At 46.7% G+C, this 18580-nt stretch carries 13 protein-coding genes, 4 tRNA genes, 3 rRNA genes, 2 pseudogenes and 1 riboswitch; of the genes and pseudogenes, 6 read left to right on the top strand and 16 right to left on the bottom strand.

The window, feature by feature from the left end:
- Positions 1-139: 139 nt before the first annotated feature.
- Positions 140-238: riboswitch (TPP riboswitch) on the bottom strand.
- A 52-nt stretch (positions 239-290) separates the two neighbouring features.
- From crcB to KHN78_RS07905, 8 genes are all read right to left on the bottom strand, one after another.
- Positions 291-674 carry a fluoride efflux transporter CrcB gene (gene crcB, locus KHN78_RS07940; protein WP_128809821.1) on the bottom strand — a complete coding sequence of 128 codons (384 nt, stop codon included), beginning with the start codon at positions 672-674 and terminating at the stop codon, positions 291-293.
- A 432-nt stretch (positions 675-1106) separates the two neighbouring features.
- A tRNA-Asp gene (locus KHN78_RS07935) sits at positions 1107-1183 on the bottom strand.
- A gap of 32 nt (positions 1184-1215) precedes the next feature.
- Positions 1216-1332, bottom strand: a 5S ribosomal RNA gene (rrf, locus tag KHN78_RS07930).
- 92 nt (positions 1333-1424) lie between these two features.
- Positions 1425-4317: ribosomal RNA gene (locus KHN78_RS07925) — 23S ribosomal RNA — on the bottom strand.
- Between the two features lie 369 nt (positions 4318-4686).
- A tRNA-Val gene (locus KHN78_RS07920) sits at positions 4687-4762 on the bottom strand.
- 30 nt (positions 4763-4792) lie between these two features.
- Positions 4793-4868: transfer RNA gene (locus tag KHN78_RS07915), tRNA-Lys, on the bottom strand.
- A gap of 2 nt (positions 4869-4870) precedes the next feature.
- A tRNA-Glu gene (locus KHN78_RS07910) sits at positions 4871-4946 on the bottom strand.
- 90 nt (positions 4947-5036) lie between these two features.
- Positions 5037-6591 (bottom strand): 16S ribosomal RNA (locus tag KHN78_RS07905).
- The 16S, 23S and 5S rRNA genes sit together here with 4 tRNA genes alongside, the layout of an rRNA operon.
- Before the next feature lie 545 nt (positions 6592-7136).
- On the opposite strand from KHN78_RS07905, the pseudogene KHN78_RS07900 reads away from it, so the two are divergent.
- A pseudogene (locus KHN78_RS07900) lies at positions 7137-7705 on the top strand (gamma carbonic anhydrase family protein).
- On the opposite strand, the gene KHN78_RS07895 reads toward KHN78_RS07900, so the two are convergent.
- The 4 genes and pseudogenes from KHN78_RS07895 to KHN78_RS07880 form a co-directional block, all read right to left on the bottom strand.
- Positions 7702-7965 carry a DUF1488 domain-containing protein gene (locus KHN78_RS07895; RefSeq protein WP_211915708.1) on the bottom strand — a complete coding sequence of 88 codons (264 nt, stop codon included), beginning with the start codon at positions 7963-7965 and terminating at the stop codon, positions 7702-7704. The pseudogene KHN78_RS07900 and the gene KHN78_RS07895 sit on opposite strands and share 4 nt — an antisense overlap.
- Before the next feature lie 6 nt (positions 7966-7971).
- Positions 7972-8803, bottom strand: a pseudogene (aroE, locus tag KHN78_RS07890) (shikimate dehydrogenase).
- A 100-nt stretch (positions 8804-8903) separates the two neighbouring features.
- Entirely contained in the window at positions 8904-9821 is a 918-nt protein-coding gene (hemF, locus tag KHN78_RS07885) for an oxygen-dependent coproporphyrinogen oxidase (protein WP_211915707.1), read from the bottom strand.
- A gap of 34 nt (positions 9822-9855) precedes the next feature.
- Complete coding sequence (locus KHN78_RS07880; protein ID WP_211915706.1) at positions 9856-10413, bottom strand: L-threonylcarbamoyladenylate synthase; 558 nt, start codon at positions 10411-10413, stop codon at positions 9856-9858.
- 200 nt (positions 10414-10613) lie between these two features.
- Here KHN78_RS07880 and purE point away from each other — a divergent pair, with 200 nt between their 5' ends.
- Entirely contained in the window at positions 10614-11099 is a 486-nt protein-coding gene (gene purE / locus KHN78_RS07875; protein WP_211915705.1) for a 5-(carboxyamino)imidazole ribonucleotide mutase, read from the top strand.
- A 4-nt stretch (positions 11100-11103) separates the two neighbouring features.
- Positions 11104-12237, top strand: coding sequence for a 5-(carboxyamino)imidazole ribonucleotide synthase (locus KHN78_RS07870; protein ID WP_211915704.1), 1134 nt, complete (start codon positions 11104-11106; stop codon positions 12235-12237).
- A gap of 63 nt (positions 12238-12300) precedes the next feature.
- Here the strand turns inward: KHN78_RS07870 and KHN78_RS07865 are convergent, their stop codons facing one another.
- Genes KHN78_RS07865 through KHN78_RS07850 form a run of 4 tightly spaced genes read right to left on the bottom strand, consistent with a single transcriptional unit; the run spans position 12301 to position 15557 of the window.
- Complete coding sequence (locus tag KHN78_RS07865) at positions 12301-12870, bottom strand: type I DNA topoisomerase (RefSeq protein WP_211915703.1); 570 nt, start codon at positions 12868-12870, stop codon at positions 12301-12303.
- A gap of 23 nt (positions 12871-12893) precedes the next feature.
- Positions 12894-13373: a DUF494 family protein gene (locus tag KHN78_RS07860; protein WP_211915702.1), complete on the bottom strand. Its 480-nt coding sequence runs from the start codon at positions 13371-13373 to the stop codon at positions 12894-12896.
- 2 nt (positions 13374-13375) lie between these two features.
- Positions 13376-14485 (bottom strand): DNA-processing protein DprA, encoded by a 1110-nt coding sequence (dprA, locus tag KHN78_RS07855; protein WP_211915701.1) that lies wholly within the window; start codon positions 14483-14485, stop codon positions 13376-13378.
- A complete protein-coding gene (locus KHN78_RS07850; protein WP_211915700.1) occupies positions 14469-15557 on the bottom strand; it encodes a LysM peptidoglycan-binding domain-containing protein in 1089 nt (362 codons plus the stop codon). The genes dprA and KHN78_RS07850 overlap by 17 nt, the downstream gene beginning before the upstream one ends.
- 138 nt (positions 15558-15695) lie before the next feature.
- Here KHN78_RS07850 and def point away from each other — a divergent pair, with 138 nt between their 5' ends.
- The 3 genes from def (at position 15696) to rsmB (ending at position 18559) form a co-directional block, all read left to right on the top strand.
- Entirely contained in the window at positions 15696-16214 is a 519-nt protein-coding gene (gene def, locus KHN78_RS07845) for a peptide deformylase (RefSeq protein ID WP_211915699.1), read from the top strand.
- A gap of 31 nt (positions 16215-16245) precedes the next feature.
- A complete protein-coding gene (gene fmt, locus KHN78_RS07840; RefSeq protein WP_211915698.1) occupies positions 16246-17193 on the top strand; it encodes a methionyl-tRNA formyltransferase in 948 nt (315 codons plus the stop codon).
- A gap of 82 nt (positions 17194-17275) precedes the next feature.
- Complete coding sequence (gene rsmB / locus KHN78_RS07835) at positions 17276-18559, top strand: 16S rRNA (cytosine(967)-C(5))-methyltransferase RsmB (RefSeq protein WP_211915697.1); 1284 nt, start codon at positions 17276-17278, stop codon at positions 18557-18559.
- Positions 18560-18580 lie beyond the last annotated feature (21 nt).

The following is an 18580-nucleotide window of genomic DNA, read 5'->3' as shown; positions in this document are numbered from 1 at the left end:
TAGATAAAAAGTATTGGGATAAAAATGCTTGGCGGATAGATGCGACAAGAGGAATCGAATTAAAGACAAGTTGAGCGAGTGCTCTTCGTCTATAACAACATTCGACTATTTGATAGGTCGACCAGTTAGAATTCTGGTGTAGATATCTTCTCTTGTTCCCTTCGCAGATTCTAATCTGATCAGGTTCAACGGATCCCGAATTAACGGTCTCAGCCTTATGGCACTCCGACAAGTAAAATCAGTATATAAAAACGGCTTGGTTAAACCAAGCCGAGTTGTTCAAAATTTGACTAACTACGCATCAATAGCTGAAAGCCAATCCATGCCGCTGAGATACTTAGTACAACATTCAATAAAATGTTCAGGCCCATTTTTAAGAAAGCGCCTTGTTGCATTAAAAGAACATTATCCATCGAGAACGTGGAGAATGTTGTTAGTGCACCAAGAAAGCCTAATCCAATGATTTGGCGCCAAGGATCGGTTGCAAGTATCTCACTTTCAAAGGCCGCAATTAGCAGACCCATAATAAATGAACCAACCACGTTTACGGTTAGGGTTCCGTACGGAAAGCCACGACCAAGTAGCATCACACAAAGTTCAGAAATTAAGTAACGAGAACATGCACCAAATGCGCCACCCAATGCAATAAAACCCAAAACGGCTAGTTGTCCCATAATTCCCCCAAAAAGTTAATGGCGACATTGTAATCAAATTTGAGGCGATAGTGACGATGAAATCTTAGAATTTAGCAAAGCCCAGCACTCGGAGTTTAGATATATTTTAAAAGTTACAGGTGTCACTTAGAACAAATAAGCACCGTTTCAACAATGGTGTTAACTAGCTAAATGAATGTAAGTTCAGAAGAGGCTAACAAAAGAGGAAGTTTTAAGCTACTTATTCATAACTTCTGTCAATAGCACAATGACTTTTGAGGGGAAGACGAATATTGAATATACGAAAAAGCCCCAGCATTGCTGCTAGAGCTTCGTCTAAATAAATGGCGGGACGGCCGGGCTTGCGTTCAAGCGGGACTCGTTGGTCAAAGGCCAAGTTTATGCATATACGAAAAAGCCCTAGCATTTCTGCTAGGGCTTCGTCTAAATAAATGGCGGAGCGGACGGGACTCGAACCCGCGACCCCCGGCGTGACAGGCCGGTATTCTAACCAACTGAACTACCGCTCCGCACTGGTTAGACATTTAAGTCTAAATTTAAAGCCTGGCGATGTCCTACTCTCACATGGGGAAGCCCCACACTACCATCGGCGCTATTTCGTTTCACTTCTGAGTTCGGAATGGAAGTCAGGTGGGTCCAAAATGCTATGGTCGCCAAGCAAATTCTTTAATCTGGAAAGCTGTTTCTGTGTTCTCTACACAATCAAGTCTTGTTCTTGCTTTGAGTCCATCAAAACCCTTTGGGTGTTGTATGGTTAAGCCTCACGGGCAATTAGTATCAGTTAGCTCAATGCCTCACAGCACTTACACACCTGACCTATCAACGTCGTAGTCTCCGACAACCCTTTAGGATACTTAAAGTATCAGGGAGAACTCATCTCAAGGCTCGCTTCCCGCTTAGATGCTTTCAGCGGTTATCGATTCCGAACTTAGCTACCGGGCAATGCGTCTGGCGACACAACCCGAACACCAGAGGTTCGTCCACTCCGGTCCTCTCGTACTAGGAGCAGCCCCTTTCAATTCTCCAACGCCCACGGCAGATAGGGACCGAACTGTCTCACGACGTTCTAAACCCAGCTCGCGTACCACTTTAAATGGCGAACAGCCATACCCTTGGGACCGACTTCAGCCCCAGGATGTGATGAGCCGACATCGAGGTGCCAAACACCGCCGTCGATATGAACTCTTGGGCGGTATCAGCCTGTTATCCCCGGAGTACCTTTTATCCGTTGAGCGATGGCCCTTCCATTCAGAACCACCGGATCACTATGACCTGCTTTCGCACCTGCTCGAATTGTCATTCTCGCAGTCAAGCGGGCTTATGCCATTGCACTAACCTCACGATGTCCAACCGTGATTAGCCCACCTTCGTGCTCCTCCGTTACTCTTTGGGAGGAGACCGCCCCAGTCAAACTACCCACCAGGCACTGTCCGCAACCCCGATAAGGGGTCAACGTTAGAACATCAACACTACAAGGGTGGTATTTCAAGGACGGCTCCACAGATACTAGCGTACCTGCTTCAAAGCCTCCCACCTATCCTACACATGTAGGGTCAATGTTCAGTGCCAAGCTGTAGTAAAGGTTCACGGGGTCTTTCCGTCTAGCCGCGGGTACACTGCATCTTCACAGCGATTTCAATTTCACTGAGTCTCGGGTGGAGACAGCGTGGCCATCATTACGCCATTCGTGCAGGTCGGAACTTACCCGACAAGGAATTTCGCTACCTTAGGACCGTTATAGTTACGGCCGCCGTTTACCGGGGCTTCGATCAAGAGCTTCGACCGAAGTCTAACCCCATCAATTAACCTTCCGGCACCGGGCAGGCGTCACACCGTATACGTCATCTTACGATTTTGCACAGTGCTGTGTTTTTAATAAACAGTTGCAGCCACCTGGTATCTGCGACTCTCGTCAGCTCCATCCGCAAGGGACTTCACCATCAAGAGCGTACCTTCTCCCGAAGTTACGGTACCATTTTGCCTAGTTCCTTCACCCGAGTTCTCTCAAGCGCCTTGGTATTCTCTACCCGACCACCTGTGTCGGTTTGGGGTACGATTCCTTACAATCTGAAGCTTAGAGGCTTTTCCTGGAAGCATGGCATCAATGACTTCACTACCGTAGTAGCTCGACGTCGTGTCTCAGCCTTAGAAAGAGCCGGATTTACCTAACTCTTAAGCCTACGCACTTGAACCTGGACAACCGTCGCCAGGCCCACCTAGCCTTCTCCGTCCCCCCATCGCAATTGTAAGAAGTACGGGAATATTAACCCGTTTCCCATCGACTACGCCTTTCGGCCTCGCCTTAGGGGTCGACTTACCCTGCCCCGATTAACGTTGGACAGGAACCCTTGGTCTTCCGGCGAGGAGGTTTTTCACCCCCTTTATCGTTACTCATGTCAGCATTCGCACTTCTGATACCTCCAGCATGCTTTACAACACACCTTCAACGGCTTACAGAACGCTCCCCTACCCAATGAAGTAAACTTCATTGCCGCAGCTTCGGTTTATTACTTAGCCCCGTTACATCTTCCGCGCAGGCCGACTCGACCAGTGAGCTATTACGCTTTCTTTAAATGATGGCTGCTTCTAAGCCAACATCCTGGCTGTCTGAGCCTTCCCACATCGTTTCCCACTTAGTAATAATTTGGGACCTTAGCTGGCGGTCTGGGTTGTTTCCCTCTCCACGACGGACGTTAGCACCCGCCGTGTGTCTCCCGGATAGTACTTACTGGTATTCGGAGTTTGCAAAGGGTTGGTAAGTCGGGATGACCCCCTAGCCTTAACAGTGCTCTACCCCCAGTAGTATTCGTCCGAGGCGCTACCTAAATAGCTTTCGGGGAGAACCAGCTATCTCCAGGTTTGATTGGCCTTTCACCCCTAGCCACAAGTCATCCGCTAATTTTTCAACATTAGTCGGTTCGGTCCTCCAATTGATGTTACTCAATCTTCAACCTGCCCATGGCTAGATCACCTGGTTTCGGGTCTATATCCAGAGACTGAACGCCCAGTTAAGACTCGGTTTCCCTACGGCTCCCCTAGATGGTTAACCTTGCCACTGAATATAAGTCGCTGACCCATTATACAAAAGGTACGCAGTCACAGGACGCAATGCCTGCTCCTACTGCTTGTACGTACACGGTTTCAGGTTCTATTTCACTCCCCTCACAGGGGTTCTTTTCGCCTTTCCCTCACGGTACTGGTTCACTATCGGTCAGTCAGTAGTATTTAGCCTTGGAGGATGGTCCCCCCATATTCAGACAGGATATCACGTGTCCCGCCCTACTCGATTTCACTGAATGTGCGTTGTCGACTACGGGGCTATCACCCTGTATCGCCGGACTTTCCAGACCGTTCGTCTAACGCATATAAAGCTTAAGGGCTAGTCCAATTTCGCTCGCCGCTACTTTCGGAATCTCGGTTGATTTCTTTTCCTCGGGGTACTTAGATGTTTCAGTTCCCCCGGTTCGCCTCATTAACCTATGAATTCAGTTAATGATACTAGCTTATGCTAGTGGGTTTCCCCATTCAGAAATCCCAGACTCAAATGGTTGTTACTACCTAATCTGGGCTTATCGCAAGTTACTACGTCTTTCATCGCCTCTGACTGCCAAGGCATCCACCGTGTACGCTTAGTCACTTAACCATACAACCCCAAAGAGTTTCAGAAGAAATCTTGAGTTTGTTGTTTAAACAACCAAAGTTGCTATCTCATTATTTGAATGAGCGAGATAGCTATCGATTTTGCCGGACTCAAATATGTTTTGCTTTCGCAAAACCCAAGAACACTTGAATGTGTTTTTGTGTATTCATCGAAATGAATACTTTGAGAACTTTACAAACAAACGCTTATCTATTTAAGACAAGATTTGTTTTGTCAGCTTTCCAAATTGTTAAAGAGCTATGTTTCTTCACAAGGAAGTACATTTTCTAAAGACTTTCAGAGTCGATAATTCCAACCACATCCGTTTTACTGAAGTGGTTTGGACGTTCCTATCCAAAAATACTTAGAGAATGGTGGGCGATACCGGGCTCGAACCAGTGACCCCCTGCTTGTAAGGCAGGTGCTCTCCCAACTGAGCTAATCGCCCACATAAGTTTTGATTCTTCGTGGAGAAGAATGGTGGGTCGTGCAGGATTCGAACCTGCGACCAATTGATTAAAAGTCAACTGCTCTACCAACTGAGCTAACGACCCAATGGTATCCCGTAGGGGAGTCGAACCCCTGTTACCGCCGTGAAAGGGCGGTGTCCTAGGCCTCTAGACGAACGGGACACTGGATTGAAGATATTGGGATATCTTCGTCTCTTTTACTTTATAAACCGTATCAATCTGTGTGGACACTCATCGTGAGTAATCATCGTATAAGGAGGTGATCCAGCGCCAGGTTCCCCTAGCGCTACCTTGTTACGACTTCACCCCAGTCATGAACCACAAAGTGGTAAGCGTCCTCCCCGAAAGGTTAAACTACCTACTTCTTTTGCAGCCCACTCCCATGGTGTGACGGGCGGTGTGTACAAGGCCCGGGAACGTATTCACCGTGGCATTCTGATCCACGATTACTAGCGATTCCGACTTCATGGAGTCGAGTTGCAGACTCCAATCCGGACTACGACGCACTTTTTGGGATTCGCTCACTTTCGCAAGTTGGCTGCCCTCTGTATGCGCCATTGTAGCACGTGTGTAGCCCTACTCGTAAGGGCCATGATGACTTGACGTCGTCCCCACCTTCCTCCGGTTTATCACCGGCAGTCTCCCTGGAGTTCCCGACATTACTCGCTGGCAAACAAGGATAAGGGTTGCGCTCGTTGCGGGACTTAACCCAACATTTCACAACACGAGCTGACGACAGCCATGCAGCACCTGTCTCAGAGTTCCCGAAGGCACACCTGTATCTCTACTGGCTTCTCTGGATGTCAAGAGTAGGTAAGGTTCTTCGCGTTGCATCGAATTAAACCACATGCTCCACCGCTTGTGCGGGCCCCCGTCAATTCATTTGAGTTTTAATCTTGCGACCGTACTCCCCAGGCGGTCTACTTAACGCGTTAGCTCCGAAAGCCACGGCTCAAGGCCACAACCTCCAAGTAGACATCGTTTACGGCGTGGACTACCAGGGTATCTAATCCTGTTTGCTCCCCACGCTTTCGCATCTGAGTGTCAGTATCTGTCCAGGGGGCCGCCTTCGCCACCGGTATTCCTTCAGATCTCTACGCATTTCACCGCTACACCTGAAATTCTACCCCCCTCTACAGTACTCTAGTCTGCCAGTTTCAAATGCAATTCCGAGGTTGAGCCCCGGGCTTTCACATCTGACTTAACAAACCACCTGCATGCGCTTTACGCCCAGTAATTCCGATTAACGCTCGCACCCTCCGTATTACCGCGGCTGCTGGCACGGAGTTAGCCGGTGCTTCTTCTGTAGGTAACGTCAAATCCATACGCTATTAACGCATGAACCTTCCTCCCTACTGAAAGTGCTTTACAACCCGAAGGCCTTCTTCACACACGCGGCATGGCTGCATCAGGCTTGCGCCCATTGTGCAATATTCCCCACTGCTGCCTCCCGTAGGAGTCTGGACCGTGTCTCAGTTCCAGTGTGGCTGATCATCCTCTCAGACCAGCTAGGGATCGTCGCCTTGGTGAGCCCTTACCTCACCAACTAGCTAATCCCACCTAGGCATATCCTGACGCGAGAGGCCCGAAGGTCCCCCTCTTTGGCCCGTAGGCATCATGCGGTATTAGCCATCGTTTCCAATGGTTATCCCCCACATCAGGGCAATTTCCTAGGCATTACTCACCCGTCCGCCGCTCGCCGCCCAACAAATCCCCCGAAGGTTCAATGTTGTCGCTGCCGCTCGACTTGCATGTGTTAGGCCTGCCGCCAGCGTTCAATCTGAGCCATGATCAAACTCTTCAATTTAAGATTTTGTTCGGCTCAATGAATACTGACTTCAAAACTACTAATGTAATTTTAAAGCTATTATCGTTCCAACAGAACGATAATGAATTGACTGTGCCAAGTCTTGCGACTTGATTGGTCACTCAGTTCATTGAAACCTAATTTGATACCGCTTTCCGTTAAGAAAAGAAATACCTAATTGGATTATCATCAACGAGTGCCCACACAGATTGATAGGTCTATATTGTTAAAGAGCTTTCCTATTGAGCCTTGCTCAAATCGGACGGCCATTTTAGCGAGATAAAGTTTAGTGTCAACCACTTTTTTCAAACTTTCTTTCAAGCGTTTCCACTTGGCTAATTGGCTTGCTAACTTGGCTTGCGTTCCTTTCGGAGCGTTGCCGTGTCAGCGAGGTGGCATTATAGAGATTGCGATCACATTGGCAAGCCCTTTTTTACGTTTTTTTTGATTTCCTTATCGTTTGAATGTTTTTTATTCAAAAAGGTCGGTTTTTGCTACTCTTCTCATCAGATATTACCGTTATTAACGCTTTATAAGGAGTAAAGATGAGTTCAATTAGAAGCTATAAAGGTATGCGTCCTCAGTTGGGCGAACGTGTATATATCGACTCAACCTCTGTTTAGTCGGTGATATCCGAATTGGTGATGATTCTAGTATCTGGCCATTAGTCGCAGCTCGTGGTGATGTAAATCACATCCATATCGGAAAGCGAACGAACATCCAAGATGGCAGTGTGCTTCATGTGACCCATAAGAATGCCGATAACCCAAACGGCTACCCGCTCATTATTGGCAATGACGTAACTATTGGACATAAGGTGATGCTTCACGGCTGCGAGATTCACGATCGCGTGTTAGTGGGTATGGGCGCGATAGTGTTGGATAATGTTATTGTAGAGTCAGAAGTAATGATTGGCGCTGGCAGTTTAGTTCCACCGGGAAAAATACTAGAGAGTGGTTATTTATATGTTGGTAGTCCAGTAAAACAAGCTCGCCCTTTATCAGAAAAAGAACGAGCCTTCTTACAAAAGTCTGCCAATAACTATGTACAGAACAAAAATGATTATTTACATGAAGTCGAAGACATCAACGATCAACTAGGAGTCAACCGTTAATTGATGACGATACAGCCTTCGTCATTGAAGGCTTCATCTTCTATTAACTCTTCGGCTAATTCTTCCAGATCGAATCGGTATTCAACAAATACTTCAATAGCAACTTGCTCTGTTTCGATAGTTGAGCCAAATAGTTTTTCTAACTTTTGTTTTGTTACATAGCACTCGATCAACGCTCCTGATTGCTGTGCTGTAAAGTTTACTGACTGTAATGCTTCATCCCATGACTGCATGTCAGGGAATAGGATGGATTGGTTCATCGCTTATTAGCCTTCAAGGTTCTTTCTTAGTTCTCTGAGAATTTGTTTTGCACCAGGACGTAAGCCACGCCACAGCATAAAGCTTTCCGCTGCTTGACCCACTAACATACCGAGACCATCATACGCTTGAGCAGCACCATTTTCTTTTGCCCATAAGTTAAAGCTCGTCACCCCTTTGCCATAAATCATGTCATAGCTCGTACTATTAACAGCAAAGATAGAGGATGAAATAGCAGGCAGTTCACCACTAAGAGAAGTAGAAGTTGAGTTAATAATGACGTCATACTCATCATTAATACTATCCATCTTTTTAGCTACGATTGGCCCGTGAGAAACAAACAACTCCGCAAGCTCCTGTGCTTTACTGAAAGTACGGTTGGTAATAGTTAAAGAAGTCGGCTTTTGATCGAGAAGTGGTTTAATCACGCCTCGCGCTGCGCCACCAGCACCAATAATGAGGATTCGCACACCTTCCAATACAACATGGTGTTGAAGCAGATCTTGCACTAAACCTGCGCCATCAGTGTTATCACCAATGATTTCACCATCATCTAACTTCTTGAGAGTGTTCACTGCGCCCGCCAACTGAGCACGCTCAGTCAGACGGCTAGCAAATTGATAAGCATCTTCTTTAAATGGCATGGTGATGTTGCACCCTTTACCACCTTCAGCAAAAAAACAGCTTCGCTGCGTCAATAAAACCATCAACAGGTGCACTTTCTGCGGTGTACACCAAAGACTGATTGGTTTGACGAGCAAACAAGGTGTGAATGAATGGCGACTTACTGTGTCCGATAGGGTTACCAAACACGGCATAGCGATCAATTTGCTGAGTCATTTCCTTACCTTTATTCCTTACTTACTGTAGAAAAAACAGGGCCACCTGATTACAGATGACCCTATCACTATCTATCTATATAGAAAAGAAGATTCAGTACCTACCACTCTCGGGGCGTTAGGTATTGCTCGTAAAGCTCTGCCTCTGGAGAACCTGCTTGAGGTTCATAGCTGTATTCCCAACGCGCAAGTGGGGGCATAGACATAAGAATTGACTCTGTACGACCGCCACTTTGCAGACCAAATAGAGTTCCACGGTCATACACAAGGTTGAATTCAACATAGCGACCACGGCGATACAGTTGGAACTCACGTTCGCGCTCACCGAACGCAATTTCTTTACGACGAGAGACGATCGGTAGGTACGCTTGGCAGTATCCCTCACCAACGGCTTTGATGTAGTCAAAACACTTATCAAATTCCCATTGGTTTAGATCATCAAAGAATAGACCGCCGATACCACGAGTTTCATTACGGTGTGGTAGGAAGAAGTATCTGTCGCACCACGCTTTGTGTTCTGAGTAAACGTCGTCACCAAATGGTGCACAAAGCTGTTTTGCTGTGTTGTGCCATGATTGGCAATCTTCTTCGAATGGGTAGAAAGGCGTTAGGTCAAAACCACCACCAAACCACCAAATTGGGTCTTCACCGTCTTTCTCTGCAATAAAGAAACGGACATTGGCATGTGAAGTCGGTACATAGGGGTTGTGAGGATGGATAACCAGAGAAACACCCATCGCTTCAAAACGACGACCAGCTAGCTCTGGACGATGTGCCGTCGCAGACGCTGGCATTTCATTACCTTCTACATGAGAGAAGTTCACTCCTCCTTGTTCGAAGATATGACCATCACGCAAAACGCGGGTACGACCTCCGCCACCAAGGCGCTCTCCTTTTTCACGTTGCCATGCATCTTCGACAAAGACGGCCTTTCCATCTTCCTGCTCTAACTGCTGACAAATGGAATCCTGAAGTGACATCAAGAACTGCTTTACGGCGTGCTTATCGATTGCTGACATACGTGTAGTACCTATTGATTGCTGACTAGCAGGGTTAGCCCTGTCTTAATATTTGCGAGGTTTTAGCATCACGGATTTCACTAGGCTTGTCACGACCACTGGTTTCACCACGTAAGATCGCCACAAGTCGGTCACCTAACTGTTCTTCGACTTCTTTCGTCGTCATACAAGGAGGCAGACCAGTAAGGTTCGCGCTGGTAGAGGTTAGCGGCTTTCCAAATGCATTACACATCTTTTGTACCAAAGGATGATCCGTCACACGTACGGCAATTGAATCAAATTGACCCGATACCCAGTGAGAGACTTTATCACTCGCAGGCATAATCCAAGTATATGGCCCTGGCCAGGTTGCATGGACTTTATCGAGTTGCTCTTGAGTTAACTGAGATTCATCAACATAAGGCAAAAGCTGCTCATAACTAGCCGCAATAAGAATAAGCCCCTTCTCTATAGGGCGCTGCTTTAGCTCTAGCAACTTCTGAATCGCTTCTGGGTTATCCGGGTCGCAACCAACACCAAACACCCCCTCTGTTGGGTAGGCGATCACTTCGCCTTTTTGCAGTGCTTCGAGCACCTGTTCAAAGTTATCCACCGATTAGTTCCTGATAGTCTTGTCTGTTGAGTTTGCGCTAAGTGTACAAATATTCATTCTCAGAGACTAAAGCAATTTGTTTATAAAATGTATCAATACCATTTACAAACGCGCGCAAACGTTTGCCTGAAGTAAAAATCCCCGTATAATGCGCACAAATTTATCTGCTCACCTAATTTTGCAACTTGAAGGAGTTTGAGATGAAAGTCGGTATCATCATGGGTTCTAAATCAGATTGGCCAACCATGAAACTAGCAGCGGAGATGCTGGATCAATTTGGCGTGTCTTACGAAACAAAGGTGGTGTCAGCTCACCGTACTCCTCAATTATTGGCTGATTATGCAAGCAGCGCAAAAGAACGTGGAATTAAAGTCATCATCGCAGGTGCGGGTGGTGCCGCTCACCTACCAGGCATGGCAGCAGCATTTACCAGCGTACCTGTACTTGGCGTTCCAGTTCAGTCTCGCGCGCTGAAAGGCATGGACTCACTACTTTCTATCGTACAAATGCCAAAAGGTATTGCGGTTGGTACATTGGCGATTGGCGAAGCGGGCGCAGCAAACGCTGGCATCCTAGCGGCTCAAATCCTTGGTACACATGATGAAGCGATCATGGCAAAAGTCGAAGCGTTCCGTAACGAACAAACGGAAACCGTATTGGCGAACCCAAACCCTGCTGAGGATTAATCAGATGCATGTACTGGTTCTTGGTGCGGGTCAACTAGCTCGTATGATGTCTCTGGCTGGTGCCCCACTGAATATTCAAATCTCAGCTTACGATGTGGGCAGCGGTAATATCGTTCATCCACTGACTCAGCACGTACTAGGCAACGGCTTAGAGAATGCAATTGAACAAGTCGACGTCATTACTGCTGAGTTCGAGCATATCCCACATGATGTGCTCGAGGTTTGTGAAGCGAGCGGCAAGTTCCTACCAAGTACACAAGCCATCAAAGCAGGTGGTGATCGCCGCATTGAAAAGGCATTACTTGATGATGCTGGCGTGCGTAACGCGAAATACTACGTCATCGAAACTCGTGAAGACTTTGACCGCGCAATTGAACACGTTGGTATGCCAATGGTTCTGAAAAGTGCATTGGGTGGTTACGATGGTAAAGGCCAGTGGCGCTTAAAAGAAGCCTCTCAAGTAGAAAACATTTGGACAGAGATGGCAGAGTGCATCGCGGCAACACCAACTCAAGCGATTGTTGCTGAGGAATTTGTCCCTTTCAACCGTGAAGTTTCACTGGTTGGCGCTCGTGGTAAAGATGGCAGCGTTGAAGTGTACCCTCTGGCAGAGAACGTTCACACCAATGGTGTATTGAGTCTTTCTACTGCGATTGATGCACCAGAGTTACAAAAGCAAGCGAAACAGATGTTCACAGCCGTTGCCAACAGTTTGAACTACGTTGGTGTGTTAGCTCTCGAGTTCTTCGACGTTGACGGCACGTTGCTGGTTAATGAAATCGCACCACGCGTACACAACTCTGGTCACTGGACTCAGCAAGGTGCAGAAACTTGTCAGTTTGAGAACCACCTACGCGCCGTGTGCGGTATGCCTTTAGGTAGCACAAAACTGGTTCGTGAAACCTCTATGATTAATATTCTTGGTGAAGATACACTGCCAGATGCATTGCTAGCAATGGATGGTTGCCACATTCATTGGTATGGCAAAGACAAGCGTGTCGGCCGCAAGATGGGCCACATCAACGTATGCGGTGACTACACTGGTGAGTTGAATCGTAGGTTGTGTGCATTAACAGACGTGCTTGATGAAGAAGCCTTCCCAGCAGTTCATGAATTTGCCAAACAGTGGCAAGCATAGAAAAGTTGATAAATAGACAACAAAAGGGTCGCATGATGCGACCCTTTTAATTTGAACTAAAATTTATTGTGATTGTGTATGTTGACACTTGCGACTTGCACATTGCAGCTTAACACCGCTGGCAAGTTTCTTTTCTACCAACAAGGTAAAACCACATTCCTCACAGCGCCCTTTCACTGGTTTCAGGTTTACTGCAAACTTACACTTCGGATAGTTATCACAAGCATAGAACGTCTTACCAAATCGGGTTTTGCGCTCAACCAAATGTCCTTTACCACACTCAGGGCAAGCATATAGCTCTTGCGATTCTTGCTCGGGTTCAGGTTGATTGATCGATTCGATATGATGACATGCGGGGTAATGGCTACAGCCTATAAACATACCGTAGCGCCCTTGGCGGAGTACCAACTCATTACCACACTCAGGGCAAGGCACACCCAACTCTTTCACAATGTGACCGTCATTGCTGTGTAGCGGCTTAATATAATCGCAACTTGGGTATTGACTACAACCTAAAAAAGGGCCGTGCTTGCCGTGCTTAAGCGAAACTTCCCCACCGCATTTAGGACAAGGTTCGCGCTCAAGCGCATGCTCGTGTGCCGAGAAAAGGTTGTGATCGATTTTACTACTCATACTCACCGCTCAAGCAGAAGATATTAATGAAGAATACCTTGTTCCTTGGTGTACAGCAGCTCTTCCATCAGCGTGTAGGCGTTTTCGTTGCCCGGAACATTAAACAGCACCATAAGAATGATCCATTTAAGGTCCTCAAGTTCAAACTCACTGGTTTCTAGCCCCATTACACGGTCAATCACCATCTCACGTGTTTCTGTGGTCAAGACATTGATTTGCTCAAGGAACAATAAAAAACCGCGAGATTCAAGATCCAGACGCTGCATCTCCGCCGATGTGTAGATACGAGTCGATGCCGATGCGATACACGATGAAATAGCAGAATGTGCATCACTCTGTTGTAACGCAGCCAGCTCTTCTAACCAGACAAGGGCTTTGTAGATATCTTTTTGTTGAAAACCTGCACGAAGCAATTCATCTTCCAACTCGTCTTGATCGACCTGTAAATCTGCATCGCTATGGATGTAGGTTTCGAATAGATACATAAGTATATCCATCATCATAGCTAGCCCCTCCCCTTTCGAATATAGCCACCGGATACTGCAACAACATGCCCTGAAAGCTCAAGCTCTAAGAGCTGCATCATGACTTCTTGGACAGGTATATTGGTCCTACTTGCAAGAATATCAACTGGCGTAGCCTCATTTCCTACGTTAGCGAACAGCTGAGGAAATGGCAATTCTTCTTCACCCATTGGTGTAGAAAACAAATCTACACTCTGACTAATAGACCAATTGAGTAAAGATTGTATTTCATTTAGCACCTCTTGGGTATTTTGTACGAGGCAAGCACCACTACGAATCAACTGATTACCTCCCATCGCGTTCGGAGCATTGATCGACGTAGGCAACGCAAACACTTCGCGCCCTTGTTCAAGGGCATAACGTGCCGTTATCAAAGAGCCACTTTTTTCTGCCGCTTCAACAACTAAAACACCTAACGATAAGCCACTTATAATTCGATTTCGACGCGGAAAGTTTTCTGCTCGCGGTTTTGCCTCCGGGCGAAACTCCGACACTAACGCACCGCTTTCTATCACCCGCTGCGCCAGACTACGATGCCTTGCTGGATACACTTGCTCTAATCCTGAGCCTAGCACTGCGATGGTTTTACCACCAGCTTGCAAAGCTCCATCATGCGCATGACCATCAATACCTAAAGCCAATCCACTCGTCACAATAAGATCATGTTGTACTAGCTCTGAAGCAAAACTGCGGGCATGTTGCATGCCATTCACACTGGCATTGCGACTACCAACCATGGCGATTTGTGGCAAGGATAAACAGCTCGCATCACCTTTAACAAACAACAAAGGAGGCGGAGCGACCGTTTGCTTTAGTAGCGGTGGATACTGGGGGTTAGCCAAGGTAAGAATTGAATGCTGGGGAGATGACGCTAACCACGCTAAACAAGCATCCACTTCTTTATCAACCATAGACCACGCTTGTAGTTGCTTGTCGGTAAACCCTAAAAGTTGGAGCTCAGAGGTTGAATACTGGACGATATTGCTTGGCGAATCTTTACTCAACAACTTATTCAGCTTTACCGCGCCGATCCCCGGTAAACACGTTAGTTTTAACCAAGCAGCAAGGTCACTCTCATTTTTTATTTTCATTCGAATAAGAACTCTCAACTGAAAGAGGGGCCAAAAACACATTTTTATCAATCGGCCTCGTGCTCTTGGTAATTAACGCGAAACTAAAATAGTCATACAGATCGACAACAACTAATTCTCCGACTTTGATACGAGGGAAAACAAACTGAGAGTCAAATGCACCGCTTTCTGTAATAAAGGGACTCTCACCTTTAAGCGCCGGACGCGCGGCTTCTTTAAGTTCAAATACGCTACCTAGCCGCAGGCCATCCTCTGCTCCTTTATCTACAACAACAATTTGGTTGGTCGAGCTAAAATGAGTGTTATCTAAGTTACCAAGTACATTAATAGAGAGGTTTACTGATGATGGTGAAAGGGTGGATGTGGAATTATGGGACACATTATTTAATAAAGGCAACGCAACATCATTGCGCAGAATCTCTTGTTGTTGAGAAGTAATTTTTAATCCAGAAAAGGCACTTGAAGATTCAACCAACGTTCCTCTTGCGATCAAACGTAAAGACGTAACATTTTGAGAAACATCTTGTCTATGATATGCCCCCAAACGACGAAAAATGGCCCACTGAACCGCCGAGTGTGCACCGCTAATGTAAACCGTCTCATCCGCTGTTAGATACTTATGGCCGGATTTATTTCCGATCACTTTTGCAGCAGCAGTCAAAGCATTATTATCAATCAACCTATTGTTCTGAAACCCAGACAACATCAGTGGTTCAAGAGGCGCGACTATCGGTTGCTTCTCAATAATGCGAATCTTAGGGCTAAGCTTTTTAATCGGTTTTACGCTCAAAACCGGTTGTTCGTTGACCCAATCCAACACAATGGTGTCACCAGGATAAATTAGGTCTGGGTTATTAATTTCAGGGTTTGCTTGCCACAAACGAGGCCAATACCACGGACTAGCAAGATACAGAGACGAAATACTCCAGAGAGTATCACCTCTTGAAACGACATAGAATTTGGGAGCATTCGCTTTAAGACTCAAAGGTTGCGAGCCCTTACTTGCCAATGCATTGAAAGCCAAAAGTATCAGAAGAACTGCACATGAAGCATCATAAAGAATTCGATTCATGGCCCTCACCCTTGGTCTTTTTGTCCGTTAACTGAATGGAAATTGGTGCAAGGATGCTGTCATTTAGGCTATAAAATGTCTAGAATTGAGCCAACAAGGTTTGTGCTGTTACGGCACAGTTCAATATTTCGAGTGAATATGTCTGTATTACAAGTATTAACATTCCCAGATGATCGCCTGCGTACCGTTGCAAAGCCTGTAGAGGCGGTGACACCTGAGATTCAAAAAATTGTCGATGACATGATTGAAACCATGTACGACGAAGAAGGTATTGGCCTGGCAGCAACGCAGGTAGATATCCACCAACGTATCGTAGTAATTGATATTTCAGAAAATCGTGATGAACCAATGGTGCTCATCAACCCTGAGATTCTGGAAAAGCGTGGCGAAGATGGCATCGAAGAAGGCTGTCTATCAGTACCAGGTGCTCGTGCACTAGTGTCTCGCGCTGCTGAAGTTACTGTTAAAGCGCTAGATCGCAATGGCAAAGAGTACACTTTTGACGCTGACGATCTACTCGCTATTTGTGTTCAACACGAACTGGATCACCTACAAGGTAAGTTGTTCGTTGATTACCTATCGCCACTAAAGCGTAAGCGTATCCAAGACAAACTAGCAAAAATCAAACGCTTTAACGAGAAGCAGCAAAGCGCTTAATCTCGATACAAACAAATAGAGGAAGCCTACCTTGAGTCAGTCTTTACGTATTGTCTTTGCAGGTACTCCGGACTTCGCCGCCCGTCACTTGGCGGCGTTGTTGTCTTCGGAGCACGAAGTAATCGCGGTTTATACTCAACCAGACCGCCCAGCAGGTCGTGGTAAAAAGCTTACTGCAAGCCCAGTAAAAACCATCGCTCTTGAGCATGATATTCCGGTTTATCAACCAGAAAACTTCAAGTCAGATGAAGCAAAGCAAGAGCTTGCCGATCTGAACGCCGACATCATGGTGGTTGTGGCTTATGGTCTATTGCTTCCACAAATCGTTCTAGACACACCTAAACTAGGCTGTATCAACGTACACGGCTCGATTCTTCCTCGTTGGCGTGGTGCGGCACCGATCCAACGCTCAATTTGGGCTGGTGATGCCGAAACTGGCATCACCATCATGCAGATGGACATTGGTCTGGATACTGGCGACATGCTAAAAATCGCGACATTGCCGATTGAAGCAAGCGACACTAGCGCATCAATGTACGAGAAGCTTGCTGGCTTAGGCCCTGATGCACTGATTGATTGTTTAGCAGACATCGCTGCTGGTAAAGCAGAACCGGTGAAGCAAGACGATGAGCTTGCAAACTACGCGAAGAAGCTAAGCAAAGAAGAAGCGCGCATCGATTGGAACGACGACGCAGCACACATTGAGCGTTGCGTTCGTGCATTCAACCCATGGCCAATGAGTCACTTTGAAGTTGCTGAAAACAGCATCAAGGTATGGCAAAGCCGTGTTACTGAACAAACCAGCGACAAGCCTGTGGGCACGATTGTACAAGCGGATAAAACCGGTATTTACGTTTCGACAGGCAACGGCGTGCTGGTATTGGAACAGTTGCAAGTTCCGGGTAAAAAAGCCATGTCAGTTCAGGATATCCTGAACTCACGTGCATCTTGGTTTGAAGTTGGTACTCAACTGGTTTAAAAACCAGACAACGGTGTCAAAAAACCAATAATACGAACTTTTAGAGGGCAGAGATGCCCTCCTTTACTTTAAGGTACTCATCATGAATGTTCGCGCTGCGGCTGCCAACGTCTTGTATCTTGTCGTCGACAAGGGCCACTCACTTTCAAGCGCCCTTCCAGCGGCTCAACAAAACATACGACCTCGTGACCATGCTCTGCTGCAAGAGATCTGTTACGGTGCTCTACGTTACCTCCCTCGCTTAGAAACCATTGCAAACCAACTGATGGACAAGCCTCTCAAAGGCAAGCAACGTGTCTTCCATCACCTTATTTTGGTTGGTATTTACCAACTAAGCTTCATGCGTATTCCTGCGCACGCTGCCGTGGGTGAAACGGTTGAAGGGACTATGGATTTAAAAGGTCCACGTTTACGTGGCCTTATCAACGCAGTACTGCGTAACTACCAACGCAATCAAGAAGAGTTAGACCAAATTAGTGTGAGCAATAATGCGGGCAAATATGGTCATCCAGGATGGTTGTTAAAGCTATTACAAGACGCTTACCCACAACAATGGGAAAGCATTGTTGAAGCAAACAACCAGAAAGCGCCTATGTGGCTGCGTGTAAACCACCAGCACCACACTCGTGATGAGTACCTAGCGTTACTCAATAATGAGAACGTTGATAGCACGCCTCACACTCAAGCAATGGATGCCTTAAAATTAGCGGCGCCATGCGATGTGATGAAACTACCGGGCTTTGAAAAAGGTTGGGTATCGGTACAAGATGCGGCGGCACAACTTTCGATTAACTACCTTGAACCAAAAGATGGCGAGCTGATCCTAGACTGCTGCGCAGCACCAGGCGGTAAGACAGCGCACATTCTTGAGCGAACATCTGGTAGTGAAGTGGTTGCCATTGATTGCGATGACACGCGCCTTAAACGTGTGCACGAAAACCTGAAGCGCCTCAACCTTCAAGCAAAAGTGGTTTGCGGCGATGCGCGTAATCCTCAAGAATGGTGGCAAGGCGAACAATTTGATCGCATTTTGCTGGATGCTCCGTGTTCTGCAACTGGCGTGATTCGTCGTCACCCAGACATCAAATGGCTACGTCGTGCTGATGATATTGCCGCACTTGCGGATCTACAGAGCGAAATTTTTGATGCAATGTGGACGCAACTAAAACCTGGCGGCACCCTAGTTTACGCGACTTGTTCAATCACACCACAAGAAAACGTGGAACAAGTAAAAGCGTTCTTAGCACGTACTGCAGACGCGCAATTAGTGGACTCCGATCCAAAGCAACCTGGTCGTCAGATTCTACCAGGCGAAGAAGATATGGATGGTTTCTACTACGCAGTGCTAACAAAAAAACACGCGTAACAGCATGCTAAATAGGGCGAT

The sequence above is a fragment of the Vibrio sp. B1REV9 genome (genome assembly GCF_905175395.2).
Taxonomy (GTDB): domain Bacteria; phylum Pseudomonadota; class Gammaproteobacteria; order Enterobacterales; family Vibrionaceae; genus Vibrio; species Vibrio alfacsensis.
This window is presented reverse-complemented; position numbering and strand designations above follow the sequence as displayed.

Coding starts and splice junctions, on each gene's coding strand:
- crcB (WP_128809821.1), bottom strand. CDS start 674: ATGGGACAACTAGCCGTTTTGGGTTTTATTGCATTGGGTGGCGCATTT.
- KHN78_RS07895 (WP_211915708.1), bottom strand. CDS start 7,965: ATGAACCAATCCATCCTATTCCCTGACATGCAGTCATGGGATGAAGCA.
- hemF (WP_211915707.1), bottom strand. CDS start 9,821: ATGTCAGCAATCGATAAGCACGCCGTAAAGCAGTTCTTGATGTCACTT.
- purE (WP_211915705.1), top strand. CDS start 10,614: ATGAAAGTCGGTATCATCATGGGTTCTAAATCAGATTGGCCAACCATG.
- KHN78_RS07870 (WP_211915704.1), top strand. CDS start 11,104: ATGCATGTACTGGTTCTTGGTGCGGGTCAACTAGCTCGTATGATGTCT.
- KHN78_RS07865 (WP_211915703.1), bottom strand. CDS start 12,870: ATGAGTAGTAAAATCGATCACAACCTTTTCTCGGCACACGAGCATGCG.
- KHN78_RS07860 (WP_211915702.1), bottom strand. CDS start 13,373: ATGATGATGGATATACTTATGTATCTATTCGAAACCTACATCCATAGC.
- dprA (WP_211915701.1), bottom strand. CDS start 14,485: ATGAAAATAAAAAATGAGAGTGACCTTGCTGCTTGGTTAAAACTAACG.
- KHN78_RS07850 (WP_211915700.1), bottom strand. CDS start 15,557: ATGAATCGAATTCTTTATGATGCTTCATGTGCAGTTCTTCTGATACTT.
- def (WP_211915699.1), top strand. CDS start 15,696: ATGTCTGTATTACAAGTATTAACATTCCCAGATGATCGCCTGCGTACC.
- rsmB (WP_211915697.1), top strand. CDS start 17,276: ATGAATGTTCGCGCTGCGGCTGCCAACGTCTTGTATCTTGTCGTCGAC.